General features: G+C 61.7%; 24 protein-coding genes. 17 read left to right on the top strand and 7 right to left on the bottom strand.

Going from position 1 to position 22443, the window contains the following annotated elements; genetic code table 11:
- The first annotated feature begins 272 nt into the window (after window positions 1-272).
- Both rhtA and QCBJ_RS14605 read left to right on the top strand, forming a co-directional pair.
- Complete coding sequence (gene rhtA, locus QCBJ_RS14610) at window positions 273-1160, top strand: threonine/homoserine exporter RhtA (RefSeq protein WP_102061097.1); 888 nt, start codon at window positions 273-275, stop codon at window positions 1158-1160.
- A 164-nt stretch (window positions 1161-1324) separates the two neighbouring features.
- Window positions 1325-1606: a hypothetical protein gene (locus QCBJ_RS14605; protein WP_012723307.1), complete on the top strand. Its 282-nt coding sequence runs from the start codon at window positions 1325-1327 to the stop codon at window positions 1604-1606.
- Between the two features lie 158 nt (window positions 1607-1764).
- Here QCBJ_RS14605 and QCBJ_RS14600 read toward each other — a convergent pair whose 3' ends face one another.
- From QCBJ_RS14600 to QCBJ_RS14590, 3 genes are all read right to left on the bottom strand, one after another.
- Window positions 1765-3573, bottom strand: coding sequence for an aminopeptidase P family protein (locus QCBJ_RS14600; protein ID WP_102061096.1), 1809 nt, complete (start codon window positions 3571-3573; stop codon window positions 1765-1767).
- Window positions 3574-3622: 49 nt separating this feature from the next.
- Window positions 3623-4783 (bottom strand): cysteine desulfurase family protein, encoded by a 1161-nt coding sequence (locus QCBJ_RS14595; RefSeq protein ID WP_012723305.1) that lies wholly within the window; start codon window positions 4781-4783, stop codon window positions 3623-3625.
- A gap of 233 nt (window positions 4784-5016) precedes the next feature.
- On the bottom strand, window positions 5017-5286 hold the full coding sequence (locus QCBJ_RS14590; protein WP_064052260.1) for a hypothetical protein: 270 nt from the start codon (window positions 5284-5286) through the stop codon (window positions 5017-5019).
- Between the two features lie 400 nt (window positions 5287-5686).
- Between QCBJ_RS14590 and msuE the strand changes: the two genes are divergently transcribed.
- The 4 genes from msuE to QCBJ_RS14570 are packed head-to-tail and all read left to right on the top strand — an operon-like array spanning window position 5687 to window position 9742.
- Window positions 5687-6250, top strand: coding sequence for an FMN reductase (msuE, locus tag QCBJ_RS14585; RefSeq protein ID WP_012723304.1), 564 nt, complete (start codon window positions 5687-5689; stop codon window positions 6248-6250).
- Window positions 6251-6259: 9 nt separating this feature from the next.
- On the top strand, window positions 6260-7402 hold the full coding sequence (gene ssuD, locus QCBJ_RS14580; protein ID WP_012723303.1) for an FMNH2-dependent alkanesulfonate monooxygenase: 1143 nt from the start codon (window positions 6260-6262) through the stop codon (window positions 7400-7402).
- 37 nt (window positions 7403-7439) lie between these two features.
- On the top strand, window positions 7440-8627 hold the full coding sequence (locus QCBJ_RS14575; RefSeq protein WP_102061098.1) for an acyl-CoA dehydrogenase family protein: 1188 nt from the start codon (window positions 7440-7442) through the stop codon (window positions 8625-8627).
- A gap of 11 nt (window positions 8628-8638) precedes the next feature.
- Window positions 8639-9742 (top strand): sigma-54-dependent Fis family transcriptional regulator, encoded by a 1104-nt coding sequence (locus QCBJ_RS14570; RefSeq protein WP_012723301.1) that lies wholly within the window; start codon window positions 8639-8641, stop codon window positions 9740-9742.
- On the opposite strand, the gene QCBJ_RS14565 is transcribed toward QCBJ_RS14570, so the two are convergent.
- Complete coding sequence (locus QCBJ_RS14565) at window positions 9731-10096, bottom strand: antibiotic biosynthesis monooxygenase (protein WP_046036543.1); 366 nt, start codon at window positions 10094-10096, stop codon at window positions 9731-9733. The genes QCBJ_RS14570 and QCBJ_RS14565 overlap by 12 nt on opposite strands.
- A gap of 100 nt (window positions 10097-10196) precedes the next feature.
- Between QCBJ_RS14565 and soxR the strand changes: the two genes are divergently transcribed.
- The 3 genes from soxR to QCBJ_RS14545 all read left to right on the top strand — a co-directional run bounded on the left by soxR (window position 10197) and on the right by QCBJ_RS14545 (window position 12826).
- Complete coding sequence (soxR, locus tag QCBJ_RS14560) at window positions 10197-10646, top strand: redox-sensitive transcriptional activator SoxR (protein WP_012723299.1); 450 nt, start codon at window positions 10197-10199, stop codon at window positions 10644-10646.
- A gap of 335 nt (window positions 10647-10981) precedes the next feature.
- Window positions 10982-11857 (top strand): alpha/beta fold hydrolase, encoded by an 876-nt coding sequence (locus tag QCBJ_RS14550; RefSeq protein ID WP_102061095.1) that lies wholly within the window; start codon window positions 10982-10984, stop codon window positions 11855-11857.
- Between the two features lie 54 nt (window positions 11858-11911).
- Window positions 11912-12826 (top strand): LysR substrate-binding domain-containing protein, encoded by a 915-nt coding sequence (locus QCBJ_RS14545; protein ID WP_218273956.1) that lies wholly within the window; start codon window positions 11912-11914, stop codon window positions 12824-12826.
- Window positions 12827-12952: 126 nt separating this feature from the next.
- On the opposite strand, the gene leuD is transcribed toward QCBJ_RS14545, so the two are convergent.
- Window positions 12953-13567 (bottom strand): 3-isopropylmalate dehydratase small subunit, encoded by a 615-nt coding sequence (leuD, locus tag QCBJ_RS14540; protein WP_102061093.1) that lies wholly within the window; start codon window positions 13565-13567, stop codon window positions 12953-12955.
- Entirely contained in the window at window positions 13564-14982 is a 1419-nt protein-coding gene (gene leuC, locus QCBJ_RS14535; RefSeq protein ID WP_093546677.1) for a 3-isopropylmalate dehydratase large subunit, read from the bottom strand. Before leuC ends, leuD begins: the two co-directional genes overlap by 4 nt.
- A gap of 288 nt (window positions 14983-15270) precedes the next feature.
- On the opposite strand from leuC, the gene QCBJ_RS14530 reads away from it, so the two are divergent.
- The 8 genes from QCBJ_RS14530 to QCBJ_RS14495 are packed head-to-tail and all read left to right on the top strand — an operon-like array spanning window position 15271 to window position 21427.
- A complete protein-coding gene (locus QCBJ_RS14530; RefSeq protein ID WP_102061092.1) occupies window positions 15271-16473 on the top strand; it encodes a PepSY domain-containing protein in 1203 nt (400 codons plus the stop codon).
- Complete coding sequence (locus QCBJ_RS14525) at window positions 16470-17006, top strand: hypothetical protein (protein ID WP_046036537.1); 537 nt, start codon at window positions 16470-16472, stop codon at window positions 17004-17006. The genes QCBJ_RS14530 and QCBJ_RS14525 overlap by 4 nt, the downstream gene beginning before the upstream one ends.
- The gene (locus QCBJ_RS14520) at window positions 17003-17332 is read left to right on the top strand and encodes a hypothetical protein (protein WP_012723292.1); all 330 of its coding nucleotides are present in this window, start codon (window positions 17003-17005) and stop codon (window positions 17330-17332) included. Before QCBJ_RS14525 ends, QCBJ_RS14520 begins: the two co-directional genes overlap by 4 nt.
- Window positions 17329-17889 (top strand): DUF6162 family protein, encoded by a 561-nt coding sequence (locus tag QCBJ_RS14515; RefSeq protein WP_046036536.1) that lies wholly within the window; start codon window positions 17329-17331, stop codon window positions 17887-17889. The genes QCBJ_RS14520 and QCBJ_RS14515 overlap by 4 nt, the downstream gene beginning before the upstream one ends.
- A 19-nt stretch (window positions 17890-17908) precedes the next feature.
- The gene (locus QCBJ_RS14510; protein ID WP_012723290.1) at window positions 17909-18829 is read left to right on the top strand and encodes a metal ABC transporter substrate-binding protein; all 921 of its coding nucleotides are present in this window, start codon (window positions 17909-17911) and stop codon (window positions 18827-18829) included.
- On the top strand, window positions 18826-19572 hold the full coding sequence (locus QCBJ_RS14505; RefSeq protein WP_102061091.1) for a metal ABC transporter ATP-binding protein: 747 nt from the start codon (window positions 18826-18828) through the stop codon (window positions 19570-19572). The genes QCBJ_RS14510 and QCBJ_RS14505 overlap by 4 nt, the downstream gene beginning before the upstream one ends.
- The gene (locus tag QCBJ_RS14500; RefSeq protein WP_012723288.1) at window positions 19569-20468 is read left to right on the top strand and encodes a metal ABC transporter permease; all 900 of its coding nucleotides are present in this window, start codon (window positions 19569-19571) and stop codon (window positions 20466-20468) included. Before QCBJ_RS14505 ends, QCBJ_RS14500 begins: the two co-directional genes overlap by 4 nt.
- A complete protein-coding gene (locus QCBJ_RS14495) occupies window positions 20468-21427 on the top strand; it encodes a metal ABC transporter solute-binding protein, Zn/Mn family (RefSeq protein WP_102061090.1) in 960 nt (319 codons plus the stop codon). Before QCBJ_RS14500 ends, QCBJ_RS14495 begins: the two co-directional genes overlap by 1 nt.
- Before the next feature lie 155 nt (window positions 21428-21582).
- On the opposite strand, the gene QCBJ_RS14490 is transcribed toward QCBJ_RS14495, so the two are convergent.
- Window positions 21583-22296 carry a UTRA domain-containing protein gene (locus tag QCBJ_RS14490; RefSeq protein WP_043205112.1) on the bottom strand — a complete coding sequence of 238 codons (714 nt, stop codon included), beginning with the start codon at window positions 22294-22296 and terminating at the stop codon, window positions 21583-21585.
- Between the last annotated feature and the right edge of the window lie 147 nt (window positions 22297-22443).

The raw sequence follows: 22443 nt of genomic DNA, 5'->3' as shown, positions 1-22443 counted from the left end.
ACGGAAGCAACTCGCTGTCGAATTCTGCGTAACTCTTTGTTTACCAAGGAGTTTTCCGTTTCGACTGCGCCGGAAGTGGGGCGAATTATAGACTTCCAGAATCTGCCGTCAACCCTTAATTTGCTTTTTCTATCAAAGGACCTGAAAACCGCCAACATGGCCCCTTAAAGGGTGTCGGAAAGGATAATTGAGCACTATATTGCTCAACAGCAAACACTTAAGCATCATAGCGCCCACGCTTCTATCAATATGACCTCGGACAAACACTTCCAATGACCACCTCCCCCCGCAGCCTGGCCTCGACATTGTTCCCCGTCGGCCTGCTGTTGATCGCCATAGCTTCCATCCAGTCCGGCGCCTCGCTGGCCAAGAGCATGTTTCCTATCGTCGGCGCACAAGGCACCACAGCCCTGCGTCTGATTTTCGCCAGCGTTATCATGCTGCTTCTCCTACGTCCTTGGCGCGCCAAGCTGACGACCAAATCCCTGCGCACCGTCATCGTTTATGGGATGGCACTGGGTGGCATGAACTTCCTCTTCTATATGTCCTTGCGCAGCGTGCCTCTGGGCATTGCGGTCGCCCTCGAGTTTACCGGGCCGCTTGCCGTAGCCATCTATGCCTCTCGACGCGCAGTAGACTTCCTGTGGATTGTCCTCGCAATTATCGGCCTTCTCCTACTCATCCCCATGGGGGAAGCCAGCAGTGGCATCGATTTGCTCGGTGCTGGTTACGCGCTGGGGGCTGGTGTCTGCTGGGCGCTCTACATTCTATATGGGCAGAAAGCCGGTAATGACAACGGCGTCCAGACCGCCGCTCTTGGCGTGATGATCGCCGCATTGTTCGTCGCGCCTATCGGCATCGTCCATGCGGGCAGCGCATTGCTGACGCCTGCACTGATCCCGGTCGCGATCGGCGTCGCCATTCTGTCCACGGCTCTGCCTTACACGTTGGAAATGGTGGCACTGACGCGCCTCCCCGCCCGCACCTTCGGCACGCTGATGAGCATCGAACCCGCTTTCGGAGCTGTTTCCGGCCTGCTATTCCTACATGAGCACTTATCCATCGCGCAGTGGCTGGCAATCACCTGCATCATTCTGGCCTCCGTAGGTGCCACAGTGACGATGCGCAGCGAGTCAAAGCCGTTGGTTCCAGCGGATTGAATTCTGTTTGAATGTAGCTCTGGCATTTAGCACGCATTTAGGCCATGTTTAAGCCGCAAACGAATGTCATTCATGGAGAGTTTCGACAAGGACAGCGCAAACGCTACACCCGAGAGCGAGTAGAGCCTGCCTCTAACATTGCGAGGCGGCTATTAAGGATAGGAATGAAGCGAATTTTGATACTGTTAATGGTCATGGCCATTGCTGGCTGCGCCGCGACCACCAAGACAGAAGTAAAACGTGGCAAAAAAGGGCTGCATATCAACTGTTCCGGCCTGTCCTCTTCCTGGGACCAGTGCTACACCAGTGCAACCAACTCCTGTGGCGTCAAGGGCTATCGGGTAATCGCAAAGTCCGGTGACAACTCCGAGGAACCAGGGGATTACCCCTTCGGCCTCAACCCTGCCGGCTACACCAGCCGCAGCATGATCGTCATCTGCAAGTAATCGCTCGAGCAGTCTCCCTGACTGCTCCTATTAAACGCCAGATACACATTCGGCCCTTCATTGACGCCAATCCATGCGGTATCGGCGACAGCCGGCCCCAGGCGAGGGCGTCGACTCTATGGCCGACGCCCTCGCCCAGGCTCCTGAACTGCAGCCGATCAGATAGCGGCAGTGCGTACTTGCAACCACTCCAGCGCGGCACCGCTGAGCAACGGGCTCAAACGCTCACGCACGTGCGCGTGGTAAGCGTTGAACCACTCACGCTCATCCGCCGTCAGCAGCGACGGTTCCAGGCAACGGGTATCGATCGGACACAAGGTCAGGGTTTCGAACTTGAGAAACTCACCGAACTCGGTCTCGCCCGCTTCGCGGTTCAGCACCAGGTTCTCGATGCGCACGCCCCAACGGCCCGGACGGTAAGTGCCCGGCTCGATGGAGGTGATCATCCCCGGCTGCATGGCCGTTTGCGGCGCGGTGGCGGCCTGATAGGCAATCACCTGCGGACCTTCATGCACATTGAGGAAATAGCCTACGCCATGCCCGGTACCGTGGCCGTAGTCCACGCCTTCAGCCCAGATCGGCGCGCGTGCAATGGCGTCCAGCAGCGGCGACAGAATTCCCTTCGGGAAATGTGCACGGGACAAGGCGATCACGCCCTTGAGTACGCGGGTGCAATCACGCTTCTGCTCGTCACTCGGCGTACCGATAGGCACCATCCGCGTGATATCCGTGGTGCCGCCCAGGTACTGGCCACCTGAATCGATCAGCAACAGGCCATCACCTTCGATCAGCGCATGTTCTTCTTCAGTGGCGTGATAATGCGGCATCGCGCCATTGGCGTTATATGCGGCGATGGTGTTGAAACTCAGCGACACATAACCGGGGCGACGGGTGCGTGCCGCAGTCAGGTGCTCGTCAATGGTCAGCTCGGTGATGCGCTCGCGGCCCAGTGCACTGTCCAGCCAAGCGAAAAATTCGCACAGCGCCGCGCCATCCTGCTCCATGGCTTGGCGGATATGCTCCGCGTCGGCCAGGCTCTTGCGGGACTTGGCCAATGTGGTCGGGTTGAGTCCTTCGACCAGCTTGACGCCCGCATCGAGGTTTTCCAGCAAGCCCGCAGTGACGCGAGCCGGGTCGACCTGCAAACTGGCGCCTGCCGGTACCGCGCGCAATGCGTCAGCCACTTCGCTGTAGTCGCGCAGCGTCACGCCATCTTGCTCCAGCACGCCCCGCAGTTGCGCATCGACTTTGCTCAGCGCCACAAACAGCATGGCCTGCTGTTGATTGATCAAGGCAAAGGACACAAACACCGGGTTAAACGAAACGTCTCCGCCGCGCAGGTTGAACAGCCAGGCGATGTCATCCAGGGTGGCGATGAAGTGCCAATCGGCGCCCTTCTCTTTCAAGGCGGCGCGCAGCGAGGCGAGTTTTTCACCACGGCTGACGGTGGCTTGCGGTGGCAGGTGCTGATAGATAGGTTGGTTCGGCAAAGCCGGGCGGTCCCGCCAGACTTCATCCAGAAGATCGATATCAGTACGCAAGCGCGCACCACGCTCCGCCAACTTGCCGCCTAGAGTGCGCGCCGAGGCCACCGCCATCACCGCACCGTCGACCGCAACGACACCCCCTTCCGGCGTTTGCTCGGCCAGCCATTCCAGCGGACCGGGTTGACCCGGCTGCAGCTTGACCAATTCGATGCCGCTGCCCTTGAGCTCCTTGCTCGCCTGTTCCCAGTAGCGGCTATCGGCCCACACACCGGCGAAGTCCGCGGTGACAATCAATGTCCCCACCGAACCATGAAAGCCCGACAACCATTGCCGCCCCTGCCAGTAACCCGGCAAGTATTCGGACAAGTGCGGGTCGGCCGACGGCACCAGCAGGGCGTGAATGCCCTCGCGGCTCATCAGTTCACGGGTATGCGCCAGGCGCTGGGGTACCGTTCCATGGGTCAAGGGCTGCGTACTCATTGTGTCTCCTGCTAACCACGAATAATTATTATGTGTTGCGATAAATGAATCAGACCGCCCAGAACGCCGGTGCACTGGCAAGGGTCGCTTTGATCAACTGCACAGCCTGATCGATATCCTGCTCGGTGGTAAACCGGCCCAGGCTCAAGCGAATGGTACGGCCGGCGCTGCGTGCATCATGGCCCAAGGCAAGCAACACATGGGACGGCGTATTGCTCGCCGAATTGCAGGCGGACGTCGCGGAAAACGCGATCCCCGCACTCAACGCAGCGGCATTGAATTCGCCTTCACTGAAGGTGAGGCTCAGGGTGTGTGGAATACGTTGTGTAGCGCTGCCATTGAGGCGCACGCCGGCAATCGATTCCAACTGATCCAGCAGACGCTGGCGCAAGGCAACGATCACGGCTTTTTCTTCAGCGAACGACGCCGCCGCCAAGGCGAACGCGGTGCCCATGCCGGCAATCTGATGAGTCGCCAACGTGCCGGAGCGCAGGCCGCCTTCGTGACCGCCGCCGTGAATCTGCGCCAAGACTTTCTGCTGCGCCCGTGGCCCGACATACAACGCGCCGATACCCTTGGGGCCATACAGCTTGTGCGCCGAAAACGACATCAGATCCACCGGCCACTGCGCCAGGTCGATCGCCACCTTGCCCGCGCCCTGCGCCGCATCCACATGCAGCAACGCGCCGTGTTCACGCACGCGAGCGCCAATGGCCGGGATGTCGTTGAGGGTGCCAAGCTCGTTATTCACCAGCATCAGCGAGACCAGGAAGGTGTCTTCGCGCAGCGCTTCGCTGACCGCCTCGACGCTGATCAACCCATCGGCATCCGGCACCAGGTAGGTCACGGCTACGCCAGCTTCCTGCAGTTGCCGCGCGGTATCCAGGGTGGCTTTGTGTTCGATCTGGCTGGTGATGATATGCCCACCCGCCACGCCCCGCGCCTGGGCCACGCCCTTGATCGCAAGGTTGTTGGATTCCGTGGCGCCGGAGGTCCAGACGATTTGTTCAGGTTGGGCACCGACCAGCTCGGCCACCTGGCGACGCGCCTGTTCAACCGTTTGCCGGGCTGCTTGGCCGAACGCATGGGAACTGGACGCGGGGTTACCGAAATTGGCATTGAAGCCCAGGCACTCGACCATCACCTGGATGACCCGCTCATCCACCGGCGTGGTGGCGGCGTAGTCGAAATACAGCGGACGTTTATTCATTACGTTAGAAACTCGCAGAGCAGGTTCCCGAGAGCAGCGTCTCAGGGGCACGGACCGGGACAGAGGTCGTCAGGTTTAACCGATCGAATGCCATTAAAGAAGGACCACTTTATGTAAATGTGCGTAGGAACGCTCCTGAAATTCAGCTTAACAGGCTGAAGTCGCCCAATGGCAAACAAAAAGCCCGAGGTTTCTTAAGGGAAACCTCGGGCTTTTTGTCGCCAGGCGCGAACTCAACTCGGACGACCGTGCAAGGTCACGCTGCGCTCGGCATTCATTTCACCTTGGCGATCAAAGCCGAAGGGTTTCTGTGGCTGGCCGGTCAGTGCGGCGCGCTGCTGTTGGTATTCATCAAACGACAAACCACGGCGGCTCAATGCTTCCAGGGCCAACTGTTTGGTTTCTTCCGCCGTGTAGGGACGCAATTCAGGTGAAGGATGGTTCGCACATCCGGCAAGGACGGAGCTGACAATCAATAAGGAAACAGCGAGGAATCGGTTCATGGCGGTAGCCCTGCAAAGGAGGTTTCGAGTCAATGAACACAGGCTACTCCGGCCCCTGCACGGTGAAAAATCACCTCCCGTGATAGTTGCTATCAACCGCTTAAGCACCTTCGATAGCTCCACCTTTATATTTCTTTATGATCTATAAATATGGAAATACGTTTATTTACGGAATAAAACTAACCCTCTATAAATGTCGCTACACAGCAACGGCACTGTTGCCCACGCAACTGTTGCTCACCCAACAGTCATTCAACAAATCACCAGGCAGCCAACAGCAGCAGTTTTCAGCAGTGAGCCTGCAACCCACGCCAATCAAGGCCTGCACCCGTTGGTACAGCTCTTGCTCAACAGGTTGCAACCCACCTGCTATGAACCACTGTTGAAAAAGGAACTGTTCATGACACGTCCACTGAATGTCGTTGCCCTCTCCGGCGGAACCTGGCGTCCGTCCCGCACCCTGGTGCTGACCCAGGCTGTGCTGGCTGAACTGGCCACGTTGCTGCCGATCCAGACCACCCTGATCGAATTGGGCGACATCGCCCGGCCGCTGGGGGGCGCACTGTCGCGCGATGAACTGCCCGCTGAAGTCGAAGCGCAACTGTTGGCTATCGAACAGGCCGACCTGCTGATCGTCGCCGCACCGGTCTATCGCGGGTCCTACCCAGGCTTGCTCAAGCATTTGTTCGACCTGATCGGCCTCAATGCGCTGATCAACACACCGGTATTGCTCGCAGCCACGGGCGGCAGCGAACGCCACGCACTGGTCCTCGATCATCAGTTACGACCGCTGTTCAGCTTCTTCCAGGCGCTGACCCTGCCGATCGGCGTCTACGCCACCGAGGCTGACTTCACCGACTACCAGATAACCAGCGAACTCTTAAAAGCCCGTATTCAACTCGCGGCAGAACGTGCAGCGCCTTTGTTCGCTGCGCACTCCCCCTCTCTGCTGAAAATTGCGTAAGGATTTGTCATGGATGTTTTCTGGTTTCTGCCCACTCACGGCGACGGTCATTACCTGGGCACGACCCAAGGTGCACGGCCAGTCACTCTCAATTACCTCAAGCAAGTCGCCCAGGCCGCTGACAGCCTGGGTTACTACGGCGTATTGATTCCAACCGGGCGCTCGTGCGAAGACTCCTGGGTGATCGCCTCCGCGTTGGTGCCGCTGACCGAGCGCCTGCGTTACCTGGTGGCGATTCGTCCGGGCATCATCTCGCCCACGGTCTCGGCGCGCATGGCGGCGACCCTTGATCGCCTGTCCAACGGTCGTCTGCTGATCAACGTGGTTACCGGCGGTGACCCTGACGAAAACCGTGGCGATGGCAGCTTCCTCGATCACAGCGAACGCTACGAAGTCTCCGACGAATTCCTACAGATATGGCGCCGCGTGTTGCAGGGCGAATCGGTGGATTTCGAAGGCAAACACCTGCGTGTACAGAATGCCAAGGCGCTTTACCCCCCGGTGCAGAAGCCTTATCCACCGCTGTATTTCGGCGGGTCCTCTGACGCCGCCCACGATCTCGCCGCCGAGCAGGTCGATGTATACCTGACCTGGGGCGAACCGCCCGCCGCCGTTGCGGAAAAACTCGCGGATGTCCGCGAGCGCGCCGCACGCCGCGGGCGCACCGTGAAGTTCGGCATCCGTCTGCATGTGATCGTGCGCGAGACCGAAGAAGAGGCTTGGAAAGCCGCCGACAAGCTGATCGAGCACATCAGCGACGACACCATCGCCGCCGCGCAAAAATCCTTCTCGCGTTTTGATTCCGAAGGCCAGCGCCGCATGGCAGCCCTGCACGACGGGCGCCGCGACAACCTGGAAATCGCCCCCAACCTGTGGGCCGGCGTCGGCCTGGTGCGCGGCGGTGCCGGTACCGCGTTGGTCGGCAACCCGCAACAAGTCGCCGAGCGCATCAAGGAATACGCCGACCTGGGCATCGAAAGCTTCATTTTCTCCGGCTACCCGCACCTGGAAGAGGCTTATCGCTTTGCCGAGTTGGTGTTCCCACTGCTACCGGAACCCTATGCCAGCCTTGCTGGGCGCGGTATTACCAACCTCACTGGCCCGTTCGGCGAAATGATCGCCAACGATGTGTTGCCAACAACAAAGGCCTGAATGCAATGAGATCGGCCAAATCATTGAGGAACACCGCGTGACAGCCAACCCCCACAGCGTCCTGCCGTCTCCTTTGCAGACCGCCAAACTGCTGGCCGCTGAATTCGCCCTCACCGCCGTCGAACGTGACGAACGCGCAGGCACGCCCAAAGCAGAACGCGATGCCCTGCGCCAGAGCGGCCTGCTGGCCCTGAGTATTCCCACCCAATACGGCGGGCTCGGCGCACGCTGGAGCGACACCTTGGGCATCGTGCGCGAGTTCGCCAAGGTCGACAGTTCCATTGCGCATGTCTTCGGTTTTCACCACCTGATGCTCGCCACCGTGCGCCTGTTTTCGCGCCCGGACCAATGGCAACCCTGGTTCGAACAGACCGCACGCAAAAACTGGTTCTGGGGCAACGCCCTCAACCCACTGGACACGCGCACGGTGGTCAAGGATTTCGGCGGCTGGCGCGAGTTCTCCGGTAAAAAGAGCTTCTGCTCCGGCGCCAGTGACTCGGAAATGCTGATCGCCTCGGCGGTGGATGAAACCGCCGGCGGCAAGCTGTTGATCGCGGCCATCCCGAGCGGTCGCAGCGGCATCACTTTGCACAACGACTGGAACAATATTGGCCAGCGCCAGACCGACAGCGGCAGCGCCAGCTTCGAGCGGGTACGCGTCGAAGAATCGGAACTGCTGCTCGACCCAGGCCCGCTGAGCACACCTTTCGCCTGTCTGCGCCCGTTGATCGCGCAGTTGACGTTCACGCATATGTTCCTCGGTATTGCCGAAGGCGCTTTCGAAGAAGCGCGCAACTACACGCTCACCGAGACCCGCTCGTGGCATAAGTCCAGCGCCGAAGACGTGCGCCAGGACCCTTACGTGCTGCACCACTACGGCGAATTCTGGGTCGCCCTGGAAGGTGTGCGCCTGTTGGTGGAACGCGCTGCCGAGTTGCTCGACCACGCCTGGGCGAAGGGCCCGAACCTCAGCGAAAGCGAGCGCGGCCAACTGGCTATCGCCATCGCCACCGCCAAAGTTGCCGCGACCCGCCAAGGCCTGGACCTGTGCAGCCGTCTGTTCGAAGTCACTGGCGCGCGCGCAACCCATGCATCGCTGCGCCTGGACCGTCATTGGCGCAACCTGCGCACGCAAACCCTGCACGACCCGGTGGACTACAAGCTCCATGAACTGGGGGATTGGGCGTTGAACCAATCCCTGCCGATTCCGACGTTCTATTCCTAAGAGAGGTGCCCATGCAGCTTTTGACCCTACCGCCCTCGCCCGCCCTCGCGACGTCGATCCGCGCCACGGCCCAGGTCTTCGAAGACCCCAAATCCCAGGCGCTGCTCGACCACATCCAGCAAGTGGCGCCCAGCGAAGCCAGCGTGCTGATCATCGGCGAGACCGGGACCGGTAAAGAGCTGGTGGCACGGCATATTCACAACCTCAGCGCGCGACGCAACCGGCCGTTCGTGGCGGTGAACTGCGGGGCGTTCTCCGAATCGTTGGTGGAAGCCGAACTCTTCGGCCATGAAAAAGGCGCCTTCACCGGTGCCCTCAGCGCCAAGGCCGGCTGGTTCGAAGAGGCAGACGGCGGCACCTTGTTCCTGGACGAGATCGGCGATTTGCCGATGGCAATCCAAGTCAAGCTGCTGCGCGTCCTACAGGAACGCGAAGTCGTGCGCCTGGGTTCGCGCAAGAGCATTGCGATTGATGTGCGCGTGCTTGCCGCCACCAACGTGCAACTGGAAAAAGCCATCAACGCCGGGCATTTCCGTGAGGACCTCTACTACCGCCTCGACGTGGTCAGCCTGGAACTCAGCCCGTTGCGCGAGCGGCCCGGCGATATCCTGCCGCTGACCCGGCACTTCATCGACGCCTACAGCCAGCGCCTGGGCTACGGCCCGATCACCATCAGCCGCGAGGCCGAGCACAAGCTCAAAAGCTACAGTTGGCCGGGCAATATCCGCGAGCTGGAAAACGTGATCCACCACACGCTGTTGATCTGCCGCAACGGCGTGATCGAACGCGACGATTTGCGCCTGTCGAACATGCGCATCGAGCGCCAGGACGACAGCCAGCACGGCACCGACAACAGCGCCGAAGCCTTGCTGGCGCGCGCGTTCCAAAAGCTCTTCGAGGAACAGGCCGGCGCCCTGCATGAAAAAGTCGAGGATGCCCTGCTACGCGCTGCTTATCGTTTCAGCCATTACAACCAAGTACACACCGCTAACCTGCTGGGCTTGAGCCGCAACGTCACGCGCACGCGCCTGATCAAGATCGGCGAGCTGGCGGTGAACAAGCGCCGCCCCGGCGAAAACGTGCAGGGCGAACGCATGTTGCATCTATCCATTTAGGCGGCAATGCAGCGCGTTGTCATGGCTGCGCTCGAAACTGCGCAGCACCTGGAACGAACCAAAGGTCACGGCCGTGGCCTGGTGGGCGCGAATCAACGTCCAGAAATCTTCTTCGCCATGCTCAAAGCATTTGAAGGCCGCCTCGCCGTCCTCGCGCGAGCGCCATTGCAAGTAATTGAGCACCCGGCGCCCGTCGTCGCTGACCTGCACACTCGCATTGATAAAGCCGCCATGGCCCTGGGCCAGGCGCTCGCTTTGGGTGGACAGGGCCGCCACCAGCGCCCTTTGTTGCCGGGGCTCGATCTGAAATTCGATCAATTGAGTGAAGCTGCGATTTTTCTCTGATACCTGCATGAACACTCCCCTTTCTCTGTAGGCAGAATCTTGCGATTCGATGCCACGCAGGGTAAAACCTCTAGTTAAGTCAAGGTCAAGCGTTGTTTGGGAGTTTTTCATGCTTAACAAGGAACTCACCGTCGGCCAACTCGCCGCCCGCAGTGGTGTGGCCGTCACGGCGTTGCATTTCTACGAGACCAAGGGACTGATCAAGAGTAATCGCAATGCCGGTAACCAACGGCGTTATCCACGGGATGTGTTGCGGCGCGTGGTGGTGATCAAGATCGCCCAGCGCCTGGGGATTCCGCTGGCAACGATTGGCGAAGCGTTGCAGGCGTTGCCGGAGGGGCGCACACCCAACGCCCGGGATTGGGAACGCTTATCGGCGCTATGGCGGGAAGACCTGGATGAGCGCATCAACAAGCTGACGCTGCTGCGCGACACACTCAATGGCTGTATTGGCTGTGGGTGCTTGTCGATGGAGGCGTGTCCGTTGCGCAATCAGGGCGACAAGCTCGGTGAGTGCGGTCCGGGCGCCCAACTGCTGGAGCCCACTCCACACCGCTGACCCGTTCCCAGTGCTTGGAGAGCACCGCGTCGGTTGCCTATAGGCCGCGCAATACGTGGCCTATAGTGAAAAAGCCGTCCCTCCGCCACCACCGTCAAGGAGAACGATAGCGAGCCATGGAGAGGTTCAAGCAAAGCTGAGATCGGCTGCACACCACACACATTAACGGTGGGAGCGACGCACCGCCGCTCCCACAGGTGACCTCCATTGCTGGAAAGATCGAGTCGTCACTCACCGCGCCTACACACTTCATGAACACCCCCTCCACGCTTTCGCCCTTGCCCCGAACGCCGCGTGATTCCAGGATGCAAGCACTCATCACAAGGAGCCATTCCATGTTCGCCGGATTCCAGAAAGACCAGTGCCACGTCAACGGCGTCAGCATCAGTTACCGCACAGGCGGTACAGGTCCCGGCCTGCTCCTGTTGCACGGGCACCCGCAAACCCACGTCATCTGGCACAAAGTCGCCGAGCAACTGGCTGAACGCTTCACGGTAGTGGCTGCCGACCTGCGCGGCTATGGCGACAGCAGCAAACCGCCCGCCAATGACGATCACTCCAACTATTCGAAACGGGAAATGGCCCGCGACAGCGTGGAGCTGATGAAAGCCCTTGGCTTCGAACAGTTCTCGGTACTGGCCCACGACCGTGGCGCCCGCGTGGCCCATCGCCTGGCCCTGGACCATGCGGCCGCCGTGCAACGTATGGTGCTGTTGGATATCGCCCCCACCCTCTCGATGTATGCGCAAACCGACGAAGCCTTCGCCCGCGCCTACTGGCACTGGTTCTTCCTGATCCGCCCGGCGCCGCTGCCGGAGGCCTTGATCGAGAGCAACCCGGAGTTGTACCTGCGCAGCGTAATGGGCAGCCGCAGTGCCGGGCTCAAGCCGTTCACCGATGAAGCCTTCGCCGAATATCTGCGTTGCCTGAAACTGCCGGGCACCGCCACCGGCATCTGCGAAGACTACCGTGCCGCTGCCGGTATCGACCTTGAGCACGACCAGGCGGACATCGACGCCGGCCATCACCTGAACCTGCCGCTGCTGGTGATGTGGGGCGCCGAAGGCACCGTCGGCCGCTGTTTCGAGCCACTCAAGGAATGGCAGAAAGTCGCCACTGATGTGCGCGGCAAGGCCTTGCCGGCCGGCCATTACATCGCCGAAGAAGCCCCAGAGTTGTTGCTGGGCGAAGTCCTGAGCTTCCTGCGCTGAGCCGTGTCCAGCGCAATGCTATTCTGGCGGCTCATGCCGCCACGCTTGTGTCTGATGACGAATAAGAAAGATACCGTGCCCCTACCCGAAGACCTGCGGGTGTTCCTGACCGTGATCCGCAAGGCCGGCTTCGCTGCGGCAGCTGATGAGCTCGGGTTGTCGCCTGCGTATATCAGCAAGCGCATCCAGATCCTTGAAACCACCCTGGCCACCCGCCTGCTGCACCGCACCAGCCGGCGCATCGCCCTGACCGAAGACGGTGAACGGGTGCAGCGCTGGGCCGTGCGCATCCTGGAAGACTTCCAGCAACTTTCCGATGAACTCAGCGACGCGCATGACAGCCCACGTGGCCGCCTGCATATCTGCAGCACGTTCGGCTTTGGCCGCAACCATGTGGCGCCTGCCCTGTCGTTGCTGGCCGAGCAGTACCCGGACCTGGAGATCCGCCTGGACCTGCTCGACCGTGTGGTCGATATCGTCAGCGAAGGTTTCGACCTGGAGATCCGCGTGGGCGACGACATCCCCGGCCAGCACATCGGCCGTCGACTGGTGAGCAACCGTCGCGTGCTATGCGCCGCCCCGGCGTATCTGCAACGACGCGGCACACCGCACCAATTGAGCGACCTGGAGCAGCACGACTGCCTGGTCCTCAAGGAGCGCGACAACGCGTTTGGCATCTGGAACCTGGAACACGACGGCGCCCAGGAAAGCGTGCGCGTGCGAGGGCCGCTGTCGTCGAACAATGGCGAAATTGTGTTGCAGTGGGCGTTGGATGGGCGCGGGGTGTTATTGCGTTCGATGTGGGATGTAAAGCCGCTGCTGGAGCAAGGCAAGCTGGTGCAGGTGCTGCACGGTTATACCCAGAGCGCCAACGTGTGGGCGGTGTACCCGACACGGCTTGCCTATTCCGGGAAGCTACGCGCCTGCGTGGAGTTTTTGCAGGCACACTTCAAGGGGCTCTCAATCTGAGGTCACAAACCCAATCAAAAATGTGGGAGGGGGCTTGCCCCCGATTGCAGGGTGTCAGTCACTCAAAAGTTGACTGACCCACCGCCATCGGGGGCAAGCCCCCTCCCACATTTGGATTTAAGTGTGTCAGTTGAGCCAGGGATTGGCTTGCAGGTGGCGTTGTTCGAACGCTTTGATTTGCTCGCTGCGTTGTAACGTACTGCCGATGGCATCCAGGCCAAGCAACAACGCCGTCTTGCGCAGGGTATCGATCTGGAACGGGATCACCTGGCCATCCGCCAAATGGATCTGCTGGACTTCAAGGTCGATACTGATCAGCGCCTGTTCCGCCTGGCTGACAGCCTTGCCCAACGACTGCAACACCGCCTCGTCCAGGGTGATCAACAACACCCCGTTACGCTGGCAATTGTCATAGAAGATCCCGGCAAAGCTGCTGCCGATCAAGGCGCGGATGCCCATTTGCTTCAGCCCCCATACCGCATGCTCACGGCTGGAGCCGCAACCGAAGTTCGGCCCTACCACCATGAAACGTGCGCCCTGCCAGGCCGGCTGGTTCAGCACGAACTCGGGGTTGGGCTCGCCGGACGGTAAGAAGCGCAGGTCGAAGAACAGCCCCCGGTCCAGGCCATTGCGGTCAATGCCCTTGAGGAACTGCTTGGGCATGATCACATCGGTGTCGATATTGGCCGCCAGCATCGGCGCGGCCTTGCCGGTGACCAGAGTGAAGGGTTGCAAGCTCATGGGCGCGCTCCAAAGTGGCGGACATCTGTGAGGCGGCCGGTAATGGCGGCAGCGGCAACCATCGCCGGGCTCATCAGGTGGGTGCGTGCGCCCGCACCCTGGCGGCCTTCGAAGTTGCGGTTGGTGCTGGAGGCGCAGCGATCGCCGGGGGCCAGCACATCGTCGTTCATCGCCAGGCACATCGAGCAGCCGGACTGGCGCCATTCAAAGCCGGCGTCGATAAAAATCGCTGCCAACCCTTCGGCTTCGGCCTGGTCACGCACTTCAGTGGAGCCCGGCACGATCATCGCCCGTACGTGCTCGGCCACCTGCTTGCCGCGCACGACGCGGGCGGCGTCGCGCAGGTCTTCGATGCGGGCGTTGGTGCAGGAGCCGATAAACGCATGGCTGATGACGATATCGCTCAACGGCATGCCGGCTTCCAGGCCCATGTAGCTGAGGGCGCGGCGCATGTCCTGGCGCAGGATCAGGTCGCTGACCTCCTGCGGGTCGGGCACGCGGGCGCCGATGGGGGCGACTTGGTCGGGGCTGGTGCCCCAGGTGACCATGGGTTCCAGGGTGGCGACATCGAGTTGCACCTCATGGTCGAAGACCGCGTTGGCATCCGAGTGCAGCAAGCGCCAGCCCACCAGCGCCTGCTCCCACAGCGCGCCGTGTGGCGCGCGCGGCTTGCCCTTGAGGTAGGCGAAGACTTTTTCGTCCGGCGCCATGAACGCGCCGCGCGCCCCGGCTTCCACCGCCATGTTGCAGAGGGTCATGCGCGCCTCGACGCTCAGCGCATCGACAGTGGCGCCGCAAAACTCAATGGCATAACCGGTGGCACCCGAGGCGCCGATCTTGCCGATCAGCGCCATGATCACGTCCTTGGACGTCAGGCCTGGCGCCAGGTCGCCGTATACGCTCACGCGCATGGTTTTCAGGCGCTTGTAGACCAGGGTCTGGGAAGCCAGCAGGTGTTCGATTTCCGAGGTACCGATGCCAAAACCGAAGGCCCCCAGGGCGCCGTACGTGGTGGTGTGGCTGTCGCCGGCGGCAATCACCATGCCCGGCAGGATAAAGCCCTGTTCCGGGGCGACCACGTGTTCGATGCCTTGGCGCTTGTCGAGGATGTCCAGCAGTTCGATGCCGAAGTCGCGGCAATTCTCCGCCAGGTAAGACACTTGCCGCGCGCCGCCGGCATCCGGCATCGCCGCTATGCGCTTGGGCGTAGTCGGGTTCACATGGTCGACCACCGCCAGCGCCGTGCCTGGGCGCCAAACGTTGCGCCCGGCCTCACGCAGGCCGCTGAAGGCCTGGGGGCTGGTGTACTCGTTGATCACCTGGCGATCTATATAAAGCAGGACATGGCCCTGGTCATCCAGGGCACACACCGTGTGGGAATCGATATGTTTGTCGTAGAGGGTTCTGGCAGTCATGTTCCTGGGCTCACTTTTGTAGGCGCTCGCTCAACGGCATGCGCCCATCCTACGCAGCCGCCCCGCCCCATCAATGCCGCCAGGGTGATGGCTTGGAACATGTTTCGTGTTCGATCGAGGCGTTAAAGCGCCCTGAATGTGAACCTGAAACATTTTCTTTCATATACGCCTTAGGGATTTCTCATTCTCATCCGTCTTAACTTAGATACAGCCTGTCGCGTCAGCAAAAGCTACGACTGGCCTTTTTCGGGCCTTCACTGCCCCCCTCCGATCAAGACCCTCATTCACATGTCGAAGAAGTCGCGCTCCAAACTCTGGTTTCTCGTGCATAGCTGGCTGGCATTGCCCATCTGGTTCTTTGTACTGATCGTCTGCGTCACCGGCACCCTGGCGGTGGTCAGCCAGGAGATCGTCTGGCTGGCCAACCCGGATATCCGTGCGAGCAAACCGTCGGATGACGCCGAACCGCTGAGCTTTGACCAGGTGATCGCCGCGATCAAGCGTGACGAGCCCCAGGTGATCGTCCGCTCGATCATCCGCCCCGACGAATCGCACTTTGCACTCAGCGTCGGCCTGAGCTACCCCGACGGGCGTTCGGTCGAGGCTTACGCCAACCCCTACACCGGCGCGATCCAGGGCATCAGCCCGGCATTCAACTTCCAGCAATTCACGCGCGCACTGCACGGCTGGTGGCTGGTGCCGTTTACCAACGGCTATAGCTGGGGCTGGTACCTGGTCTCCTTCCTCGGCTTGCCGTTGTTGGCGTCACTGGTCACCGGGCTGGTGGTGTACAAGCGGTTCTGGAAAGGTTTTTTCCGGCCGACCCTGCGTATCCGCCACGGAGCGCGGATCTTCTGGGGCGACTTCCACCGCCTGAGCGGCATCTGGTCGATCTGGTTTATCGCGGTTATCTCGATTACCGGCACCTGGTTCCTGATCCAGGCATTCCTGGGGGACAACCAGATCTCCATCTCCAGCGAGCCGATTGTCCCGGTGATTGCCCGCGAGAAAGTGCCGACTTCCGCCCCTGGCGTACCGGCGCCCATGATCCCGCTCGACGACGCCATCAAGATCGCGACCCAACGCATTCCGGGCCTGGACGCAACGTTCGCGTTCCTGCCGCTCAACGCTTACAGCCATCTGCAGATTGGCGGGCGCGGTTGGTACCCGCTGATGTTCCAGACCGCGCAACTGAACCCCTATAACGGTGAAATCGCCGTCTCGCACCTGCTCTCCGACCGCACCACCCTGGAGTTCGTCACCGAATCCATGCGCCCCCTGCACACCGGCGACTTCGGTGGCCTGTGGATCAAGCTGATCTGGGCATTTTTTGGCCTGGTACTGAGCATGATGGTGTTGAGTGGCCTGCTGATCTGGACCAAGCGCACCGCCCTGGCAACGCTCAATGCGCTCAAGCGTGAAGCCAAGGCCCAACACAAGCCCATTGCCATCCCGGCCATGCAGGCTGAAACCTCGGAGGCCCACCGATGAGCAAGGTCGCTGCTGTACCGCCGTCGCCGTTGCGCGCCTTCTGGCTGAAATGGCGCTTCCATATCAATGTGCTGCTGTTGCTGGTGCCCCTGGGCTTCATGCCCAAGTACTTCGCCGATGCGGCGCTGTTTCGCGGCGATGCCGGTATCGGCGAGCGCGTGGCCGGCGAAGTGCAGGTCGGGCCCTGGAGCCTGACCCTCGCGGAATTTCGCAATGAAGGCCCGAGCCCCGACCCGGCCGGCCCGATGAAGTTTTTCAACGCATCCCTGTGCGACACCTGCGCCAACCAGGTCAAGGCCACCTACCTGCGTATCGGCAAACCGCGCAGCCTGCGGGCCGCTGGGGTGATCTTCTTCGGCACGCCGTACCGCATGGGCGCCGCCCTGCCGATTCCGGAACGCACGCCAGCCGATGCTGAAGTCTGGATCACCATGGAAGGCTGGGACGGCAGCATGCACCAGGGTTCCATCCCGTTGAGCCAGGCCTCGCCTGCCACTATTGCCTGGCTGAACAAGCAAGGAGTTAAACCATGACTTTGATGCGCCTGACCCGCGCCTGCGGCGTGCTGTTGCTGAGCGCCGGTTTCAGTACCGTCGCCCTGGCCCACAACCCGATGTGCGAGTGCAAGGAAATCCCCGGCGAGCAGATCCAGTGCAAAGGCGGTTTCTCCGACGGCAGCGGCGCGCCGGGCGTGACCCTGGATGTGATCGGCTACGACGAAACCATCCTGCTGCCCGGCAAGCTTGGCGAGGACTCCACGCTGACCTTCAAGAAGCCGTCCGCCGAGTTCTATGTGTTGTTTGATGCAGGCCCCGGCCACGTGGTGGAAATCGACCAAGCGGATATCCAGCCACAATGAGTACCACACAGGTTGTACGCCCCGCCGGTGCCGGTCACGAAACCCTCTACGTGCTGTTGTTGTGCCTGATCATCCTGGCGGTGGCGGGTTCGGTGATCGCGCTGCACGGTGAATCCCAGGAAGTGGCGGCCGTCCCCAGCCATCAATTGGACGCCCGCCGCGACCTGAGCGCCGCCGAGCAAGGCATCTACGCCGACCTTCGGGTGACCCTGGATGAGATCCAGCTCTTGCAGCAGGAGCAAAGCGCGCTGCCCAGCCCGGCGCAACTGGCCGAAGAAGGCTTCGCGCCGTTTGCCCAGGACGCCAGCTCGGTCAGCCGTGGTGATCATCGTTGGCAATTGCTGGCCCCCTCGGCCTACCTCGGCTTGAGCCAGGCGCCGGGTACCAGCGGCTCGCTGCTGATGCGCGTGCACGGTGCCGAGCCGGATATCTGGCTCAACCGCCAAGCCAACCTCGCCGCCCCTTCCGACCTCTCTGACCAGGCGCTGATCGCAGCCGGCTGGCAGCAGGTGGTCGCGCAATTCGATGCCGGCGTCACCCGCCAGCACCGCCACTGAACGAGAAGACCGATTGCCCATGTCTACTTCATCCCCCCTGTTGCGCCTGTTGCTGGTTGGCCTGTTCAGCCTGATGCTCGCCCCGCTCGCCAATGCCGAAGCGAGTAAACGCCTGCGAATCGGCATCACCCTGCACCCTTATTACAGCTACGTGGCCAATATCGTCGGCGACAAAGCCGAGGTGGTGCCGCTGATTCCGGCCGGTTTCAACCCGCATGCCTACGAGCCACGCGCCGAAGACATCAAGCGCATCGGCACCCTGGACGTCATCGTGCTCAACGGCGTCGGCCATGATGATTTCGCCGACCGCATGATCGCCACCAGCGAACGCCCGGACATCCCGGTGATCGAGGCCAACGCCAACGTGCCGCTGCTGGCCGCTACCGGCAATGCCGCACGCGGTGCGGGCAAGGTGGTCAACCCGCATACCTTCCTGTCGATCAGTGCGTCGATTGCCCAGGTCAACAACATCGCCCGCGAACTGGGCAAGCTCGACCCGGACAACGCCAAGGCCTACACCCAGAACGCCCGCGCCTACGGCAAGCGCCTGCGCCAGATGCGCGCCGATGCCCTGGCCAAGTTGACCAGCGCCCCCAACCCGGACCTGCGCGTGGCCACCGTACACGCCGCCTACGACTACCTGCTGCGCGAATTCGGCCTGGAAGTCACCGCCGTGGTCGAACCGGCCCACGGCATCGAACCCAGCCCCAGCCAGTTGAAGAAAACCATCGATGAACTGCGCGCCCTGGACGTGAAGGTGATCTTCTCGGAGATGGACTTCCCGTCCACCTACGTCGACACCATCCAGCGTGAATCCGGGGTCAAGCTGTACCCGCTGTCGCATATTTCCTACGGCGAATACAGCGCCGAGAAGTACGAAGTGGAAATGACCGGCAACCTCAATACCGTGGTGCGGGCGATTCAGGAGTCGGGCGCATGACGGCGGTGGAACAACTGAAGGCGGTCAGCGTCGGCCCGACGATTGAGTTCGATAAGGTCTCCCTGACCTTGGGTCGCACCGCGATCCTGAATGACGTGAGTTTCCAGGTACAGCCGGGCAGCATCCATGCGCTGGTCGGGCCGAACGGCGGCGGGAAAAGCTCGCTGATCAAGACACTGCTGGGGCAAACCCCGCATCAGGGCACGTTGAGCCTGCACTGGCAGACCACGCCCGGCACCATCGGTTATGTGCCCCAGGCCTTGGAGTTCGATCGGGGGCTGCCGATGACCGTCGATGACTTCATGGCTGCCATGTGCCAGCGACGCCCGGCGTTTCTAGGCCTGTCCAAGCAGTACGCCGGTGCTATTGGCGAGGCGCTGGAGCGAGTCGGCATGCAGGACAAACGCAAGCGCCGCATGGGGGCGTTATCTGGCGGTGAGCGCCAGCGCGTGTTGCTGGCCCAGGGGCTGATCCCGGCGCCGCAATTGCTGGTGCTGGATGAGCCGATGTCGGCCCTCGACGAAGCCGGTATCCAGGTGTTCGAACGCCTGCTCAATGATTGGCGCCTGGCCGGGATCACCGTGCTGTGGATCGAGCACGACCTGGAAGCCGTGGGCCGCCTGGCCGACCGCGTCACCGGTCTCAACCGCCGTGTGCTGTTCGACGCCACGCCCAAGGAGGCGCTGACCCCGGACCGCCTGCTGACCCTGTTCTCCACCCACCCTCGGAGCCCGGCGCAATGAGTTATGAAGCCTTTCGCTTGATGGTCCAGGGCTGGGCCTCTTCCGGCTATTTGCCGGAGGCACTGGCCTACGGTTTTGTGGTCAACGCCCTGCTCGCCGGTCTGCTGATCGGCCCGGTGCTGGGCGGCCTGGGCACGCTGGTGGTGGTCAAGCGCTTCGCGTTTTTCTCCGAAGCGGTCGGCCACGCCGCGCTGACCGGGGTCGCCGTGGGCATTCTGCTCGGCGAACCCTACACCGGGCCCTACGGCAGCCTGTTCGGCTACTGCCTGTTGTTCGGCATCCTGCTCAACTACCTGCGCAACCGCACGGGCCTGGCGCCGGATACCTTGATCGGCGTGTTCCTGTCGGTGTCGCTGGCATTGGGGGCGAGCCTGTTGCTGATCCTGGCCGGCAAGATCAACGTGCATATCCTGGAAAACGTGCTGTTTGGCTCAGTGCTGACGGTCAATGGCAACGATCTGGCGGTGCTGGCAATTGTCGGCGCGCTGGTGATGGCCCTGGCGCTGCCCTTGTACAACCGCATCATGCTCGCCAGCTTCAACCCGCAACTGGCGGCAGTGCGCGGCGTGGCGGTCAAGACCCTAGATTACCTGTTCGTGATCCTGGTGACGCTGATCACCGTGGCGGCGGTCAAGGTGATCGGCGCGATTCTGGTCGGTGCCCTGCTGGTGATACCCGCCGCCGCGGCGCGCCTGCTGAGCCAGTCGCTCAAGGGGTTCTTCTGGGTCTCGGTGGTGATTGCCACCGTCAGCACACTGTGCGGGATCCTGCTGCCGATCATCTTCGACCTGCCGATCCCATCCGGCGCCGCGATCATTCTGGTTGCCGGTATCGCCTTCGCCCTGGCCGCCATCGCGCGCGGTACAGTGCCCAGCCTCAAAGGGAATCTTGGATAATGCGCCCTGTCTTTCGTCCATTGGCCCTGGCCATCGCTTGTTTGATCAGCACTTCGGCACTGGCTGTCGACGGTGCAGAACCCAAGACCCTCAAAATCCATCCCGGCCTGGGTCACGCCGCCCTGAGCAAGGCCAAGTCTGTAAAACCGGTGAAGGTCCTTGCCTCGCTGCCGATCACCTACGGCCTGGCCGAGGTGCTGCTCAAAGGCACCGACGTGCAATTGGAGCGAGCCGCTCCGGCCAACTTGCCCGGTTCGCGCCAGGTGTCCTACTTCACCGGCCGCGGCGCGCAGGCCCTGAGCACGTTGGCGCTGGACGCCGACGCCGCCATCGGCCTGCGCTCGCTGTGGGCCGATGACCCGCTGTACCCAGTGGCGCGACGCAGCAATATCCGCATCGTTGAAGTCGACGCCGCCCGCCCGGTGGATGGCGGTTTGCCGGGCATCGCGGTGCAGCCAGGCGTCACCGATGGCCTGAACAGCCAGCCGTGGCAGTCGAGCAACAATATGGGCCGCATGGCCGATGTGCTGGCCGCCGACCTGAGCCGCCTGGCGCCCACCGCCAAGCCGAAGATCGACGCCAACCTCGCCGCCCTCAAGCAACGCCTGCTCAAGCTCACCGCCGACAGCGAAGCGCGACTGGCCAAGGCGGATAACCTGAGCGTGGTCAGCTTAAGTGATCACTTCGCGTACCTGGTCAGCGGTTTAAACCTGGAAGTGCTCAGCACCGACGCACGGCCTGACGCCGATTGGACGCCCGAGGCGTTGCAGGCATTCAGTGCCGAGTTGAAGGACAACGACGTCGCGGTGGTGCTGCATCATCGCCAGCCGAGTGAGGCGGTCAAGGCCGCGGTTGCAGCCGGCGGTTCGCAGTTGCTGGTGCTGAATGTCGACGGTGCGGAGCCGGTGACCGAGCTGGAAACCAATGTGGACCAGGTGATCAAGGCGCTCACACCCTAACATCTAAATAGAATTGTTGTAGTGAGCGGGCTTGCCCCGCGCTGGGTGGCGAAGCCGCCCCAAAACCCGACACCGCGGTGTACCTGACACACTGAAGGGGCTCGGTTGGGGCGGCTTCGCCACCCAGCGCGGGGCAAGCCCGCTCACTACATGTCTCAGACCACATCCACGCCGACGTGGATGGCATCGTGCCGCCAGAACTCCAGGTCGCAGTCGATCAAACGCTGGTGCTGGTCATAGTTGACCCGGGCGATCCGCAAGCCTGGGCTGCCCACCGACACGCGCAACGCGGCGGCGGCTTCGACCGGCAGTGACGTCGGCACGATTTCAAAGCGTACGCGCCCGTAGTGCAGGTCGTACTTGCGCGCATACAGTTCGGTCATCGACTGATTCAAATCGCAGTCCAGAATCCCAGGAAAATACTGCGGGTTCAGGTAGTGCTCCACATACAACACCAAGCGCCCATCAATCCGCCGGCCCCGACAAATCTGGATCACGCTGGACAGCGCCGGCAGCTGCAACCACGCACACACCGCCGCCGACGCCGGTTGCAGCCGTGCAGAGATCACTTCGGTGGACGCCACGCGCCCCTGGTCGCTGACCATCGCGTGAAAATGGCTGCGCTGCATCAGGTTGTAGGCCAGTCGCGGCGGCGAGACAAACCAGCCGCGCCGCTCCTCGCGATAGATCTGGCCTTGGGCCTCAAGTTGTAACAAGGCTTCCCGCACCGTGATCCGAGTGGTACCAAATAACTCGCTGAGCTTGCGCTCGGCGGGCAGTTTGCTGGCAGGCGGCAACAGGCCGTGGTCAATCTGCTCTTGCAGCGCCAGGCCAATGGAGGTCACCGCCTTGATTGCCTCATCTCGCATCAACGTTACCTATCTGGACTAGACCAGCACCGATGAGGTGCACAAACCGCTCCGTAATCGGGCTTGCCTTACTGCGTGCCAGCCTAGGCATTACAGATGACCGACAGATGACAGTCCGTGTACATCTTCCACAGCACACCCTGCAAT

It is taken from the genome of Pseudomonas sp. QC2 (assembly GCF_002859085.1).
GTDB lineage: Bacteria > Pseudomonadota > Gammaproteobacteria > Pseudomonadales > Pseudomonadaceae > Aquipseudomonas > Aquipseudomonas petroselini.
The sequence above is the reverse complement of the archived record's forward strand: the minus strand, read 5'-3'. Positions and strand labels throughout refer to the sequence as shown.

Excerpts from the sequence above, each read along its gene's own strand:
- QCBJ_RS14590 (WP_064052260.1), bottom strand. The coding sequence starts at position 5,286 with ATGAACCGATTCCTCGCTGTTTCCTTATTGATTGTCAGCTCCGTCCTT.
- QCBJ_RS14565 (WP_046036543.1), bottom strand. The coding sequence starts at position 10,096 with ATGCAGGTATCAGAGAAAAATCGCAGCTTCACTCAATTGATCGAATTT.
- QCBJ_RS14550 (WP_102061095.1), top strand. The coding sequence starts at position 10,982 with ATGTTCGCCGGATTCCAGAAAGACCAGTGCCACGTCAACGGCGTCAGC.
- leuD (WP_102061093.1), bottom strand. The coding sequence starts at position 13,567 with ATGAGCTTGCAACCCTTCACTCTGGTCACCGGCAAGGCCGCGCCGATG.
- QCBJ_RS14500 (WP_012723288.1), top strand. The coding sequence starts at position 19,569 with ATGAGTTATGAAGCCTTTCGCTTGATGGTCCAGGGCTGGGCCTCTTCC.
- QCBJ_RS14525 (WP_046036537.1), top strand. The coding sequence starts at position 16,470 with ATGAGCAAGGTCGCTGCTGTACCGCCGTCGCCGTTGCGCGCCTTCTGG.
- QCBJ_RS14490 (WP_043205112.1), bottom strand. The coding sequence starts at position 22,296 with ATGCGAGATGAGGCAATCAAGGCGGTGACCTCCATTGGCCTGGCGCTG.
- rhtA (WP_102061097.1), top strand. The coding sequence starts at position 273 with ATGACCACCTCCCCCCGCAGCCTGGCCTCGACATTGTTCCCCGTCGGC.
- QCBJ_RS14510 (WP_012723290.1), top strand. The coding sequence starts at position 17,909 with ATGTCTACTTCATCCCCCCTGTTGCGCCTGTTGCTGGTTGGCCTGTTC.
- QCBJ_RS14520 (WP_012723292.1), top strand. The coding sequence starts at position 17,003 with ATGACTTTGATGCGCCTGACCCGCGCCTGCGGCGTGCTGTTGCTGAGC.
- QCBJ_RS14595 (WP_012723305.1), bottom strand. The coding sequence starts at position 4,783 with ATGAATAAACGTCCGCTGTATTTCGACTACGCCGCCACCACGCCGGTG.
- QCBJ_RS14515 (WP_046036536.1), top strand. The coding sequence starts at position 17,329 with ATGAGTACCACACAGGTTGTACGCCCCGCCGGTGCCGGTCACGAAACC.
- leuC (WP_093546677.1), bottom strand. The coding sequence starts at position 14,982 with ATGACTGCCAGAACCCTCTACGACAAACATATCGATTCCCACACGGTG.
- QCBJ_RS14570 (WP_012723301.1), top strand. The coding sequence starts at position 8,639 with ATGCAGCTTTTGACCCTACCGCCCTCGCCCGCCCTCGCGACGTCGATC.
- ssuD (WP_012723303.1), top strand. The coding sequence starts at position 6,260 with ATGGATGTTTTCTGGTTTCTGCCCACTCACGGCGACGGTCATTACCTG.
- QCBJ_RS14495 (WP_102061090.1), top strand. The coding sequence starts at position 20,468 with ATGCGCCCTGTCTTTCGTCCATTGGCCCTGGCCATCGCTTGTTTGATC.
- soxR (WP_012723299.1), top strand. The coding sequence starts at position 10,197 with ATGCTTAACAAGGAACTCACCGTCGGCCAACTCGCCGCCCGCAGTGGT.
- QCBJ_RS14530 (WP_102061092.1), top strand. The coding sequence starts at position 15,271 with ATGTCGAAGAAGTCGCGCTCCAAACTCTGGTTTCTCGTGCATAGCTGG.
- QCBJ_RS14505 (WP_102061091.1), top strand. The coding sequence starts at position 18,826 with ATGACGGCGGTGGAACAACTGAAGGCGGTCAGCGTCGGCCCGACGATT.
- QCBJ_RS14605 (WP_012723307.1), top strand. The coding sequence starts at position 1,325 with ATGAAGCGAATTTTGATACTGTTAATGGTCATGGCCATTGCTGGCTGC.
- msuE (WP_012723304.1), top strand. The coding sequence starts at position 5,687 with ATGACACGTCCACTGAATGTCGTTGCCCTCTCCGGCGGAACCTGGCGT.
- QCBJ_RS14600 (WP_102061096.1), bottom strand. The coding sequence starts at position 3,573 with ATGAGTACGCAGCCCTTGACCCATGGAACGGTACCCCAGCGCCTGGCG.
- QCBJ_RS14545 (WP_218273956.1), top strand. The coding sequence starts at position 11,912 with ATGACGAATAAGAAAGATACCGTGCCCCTACCCGAAGACCTGCGGGTG.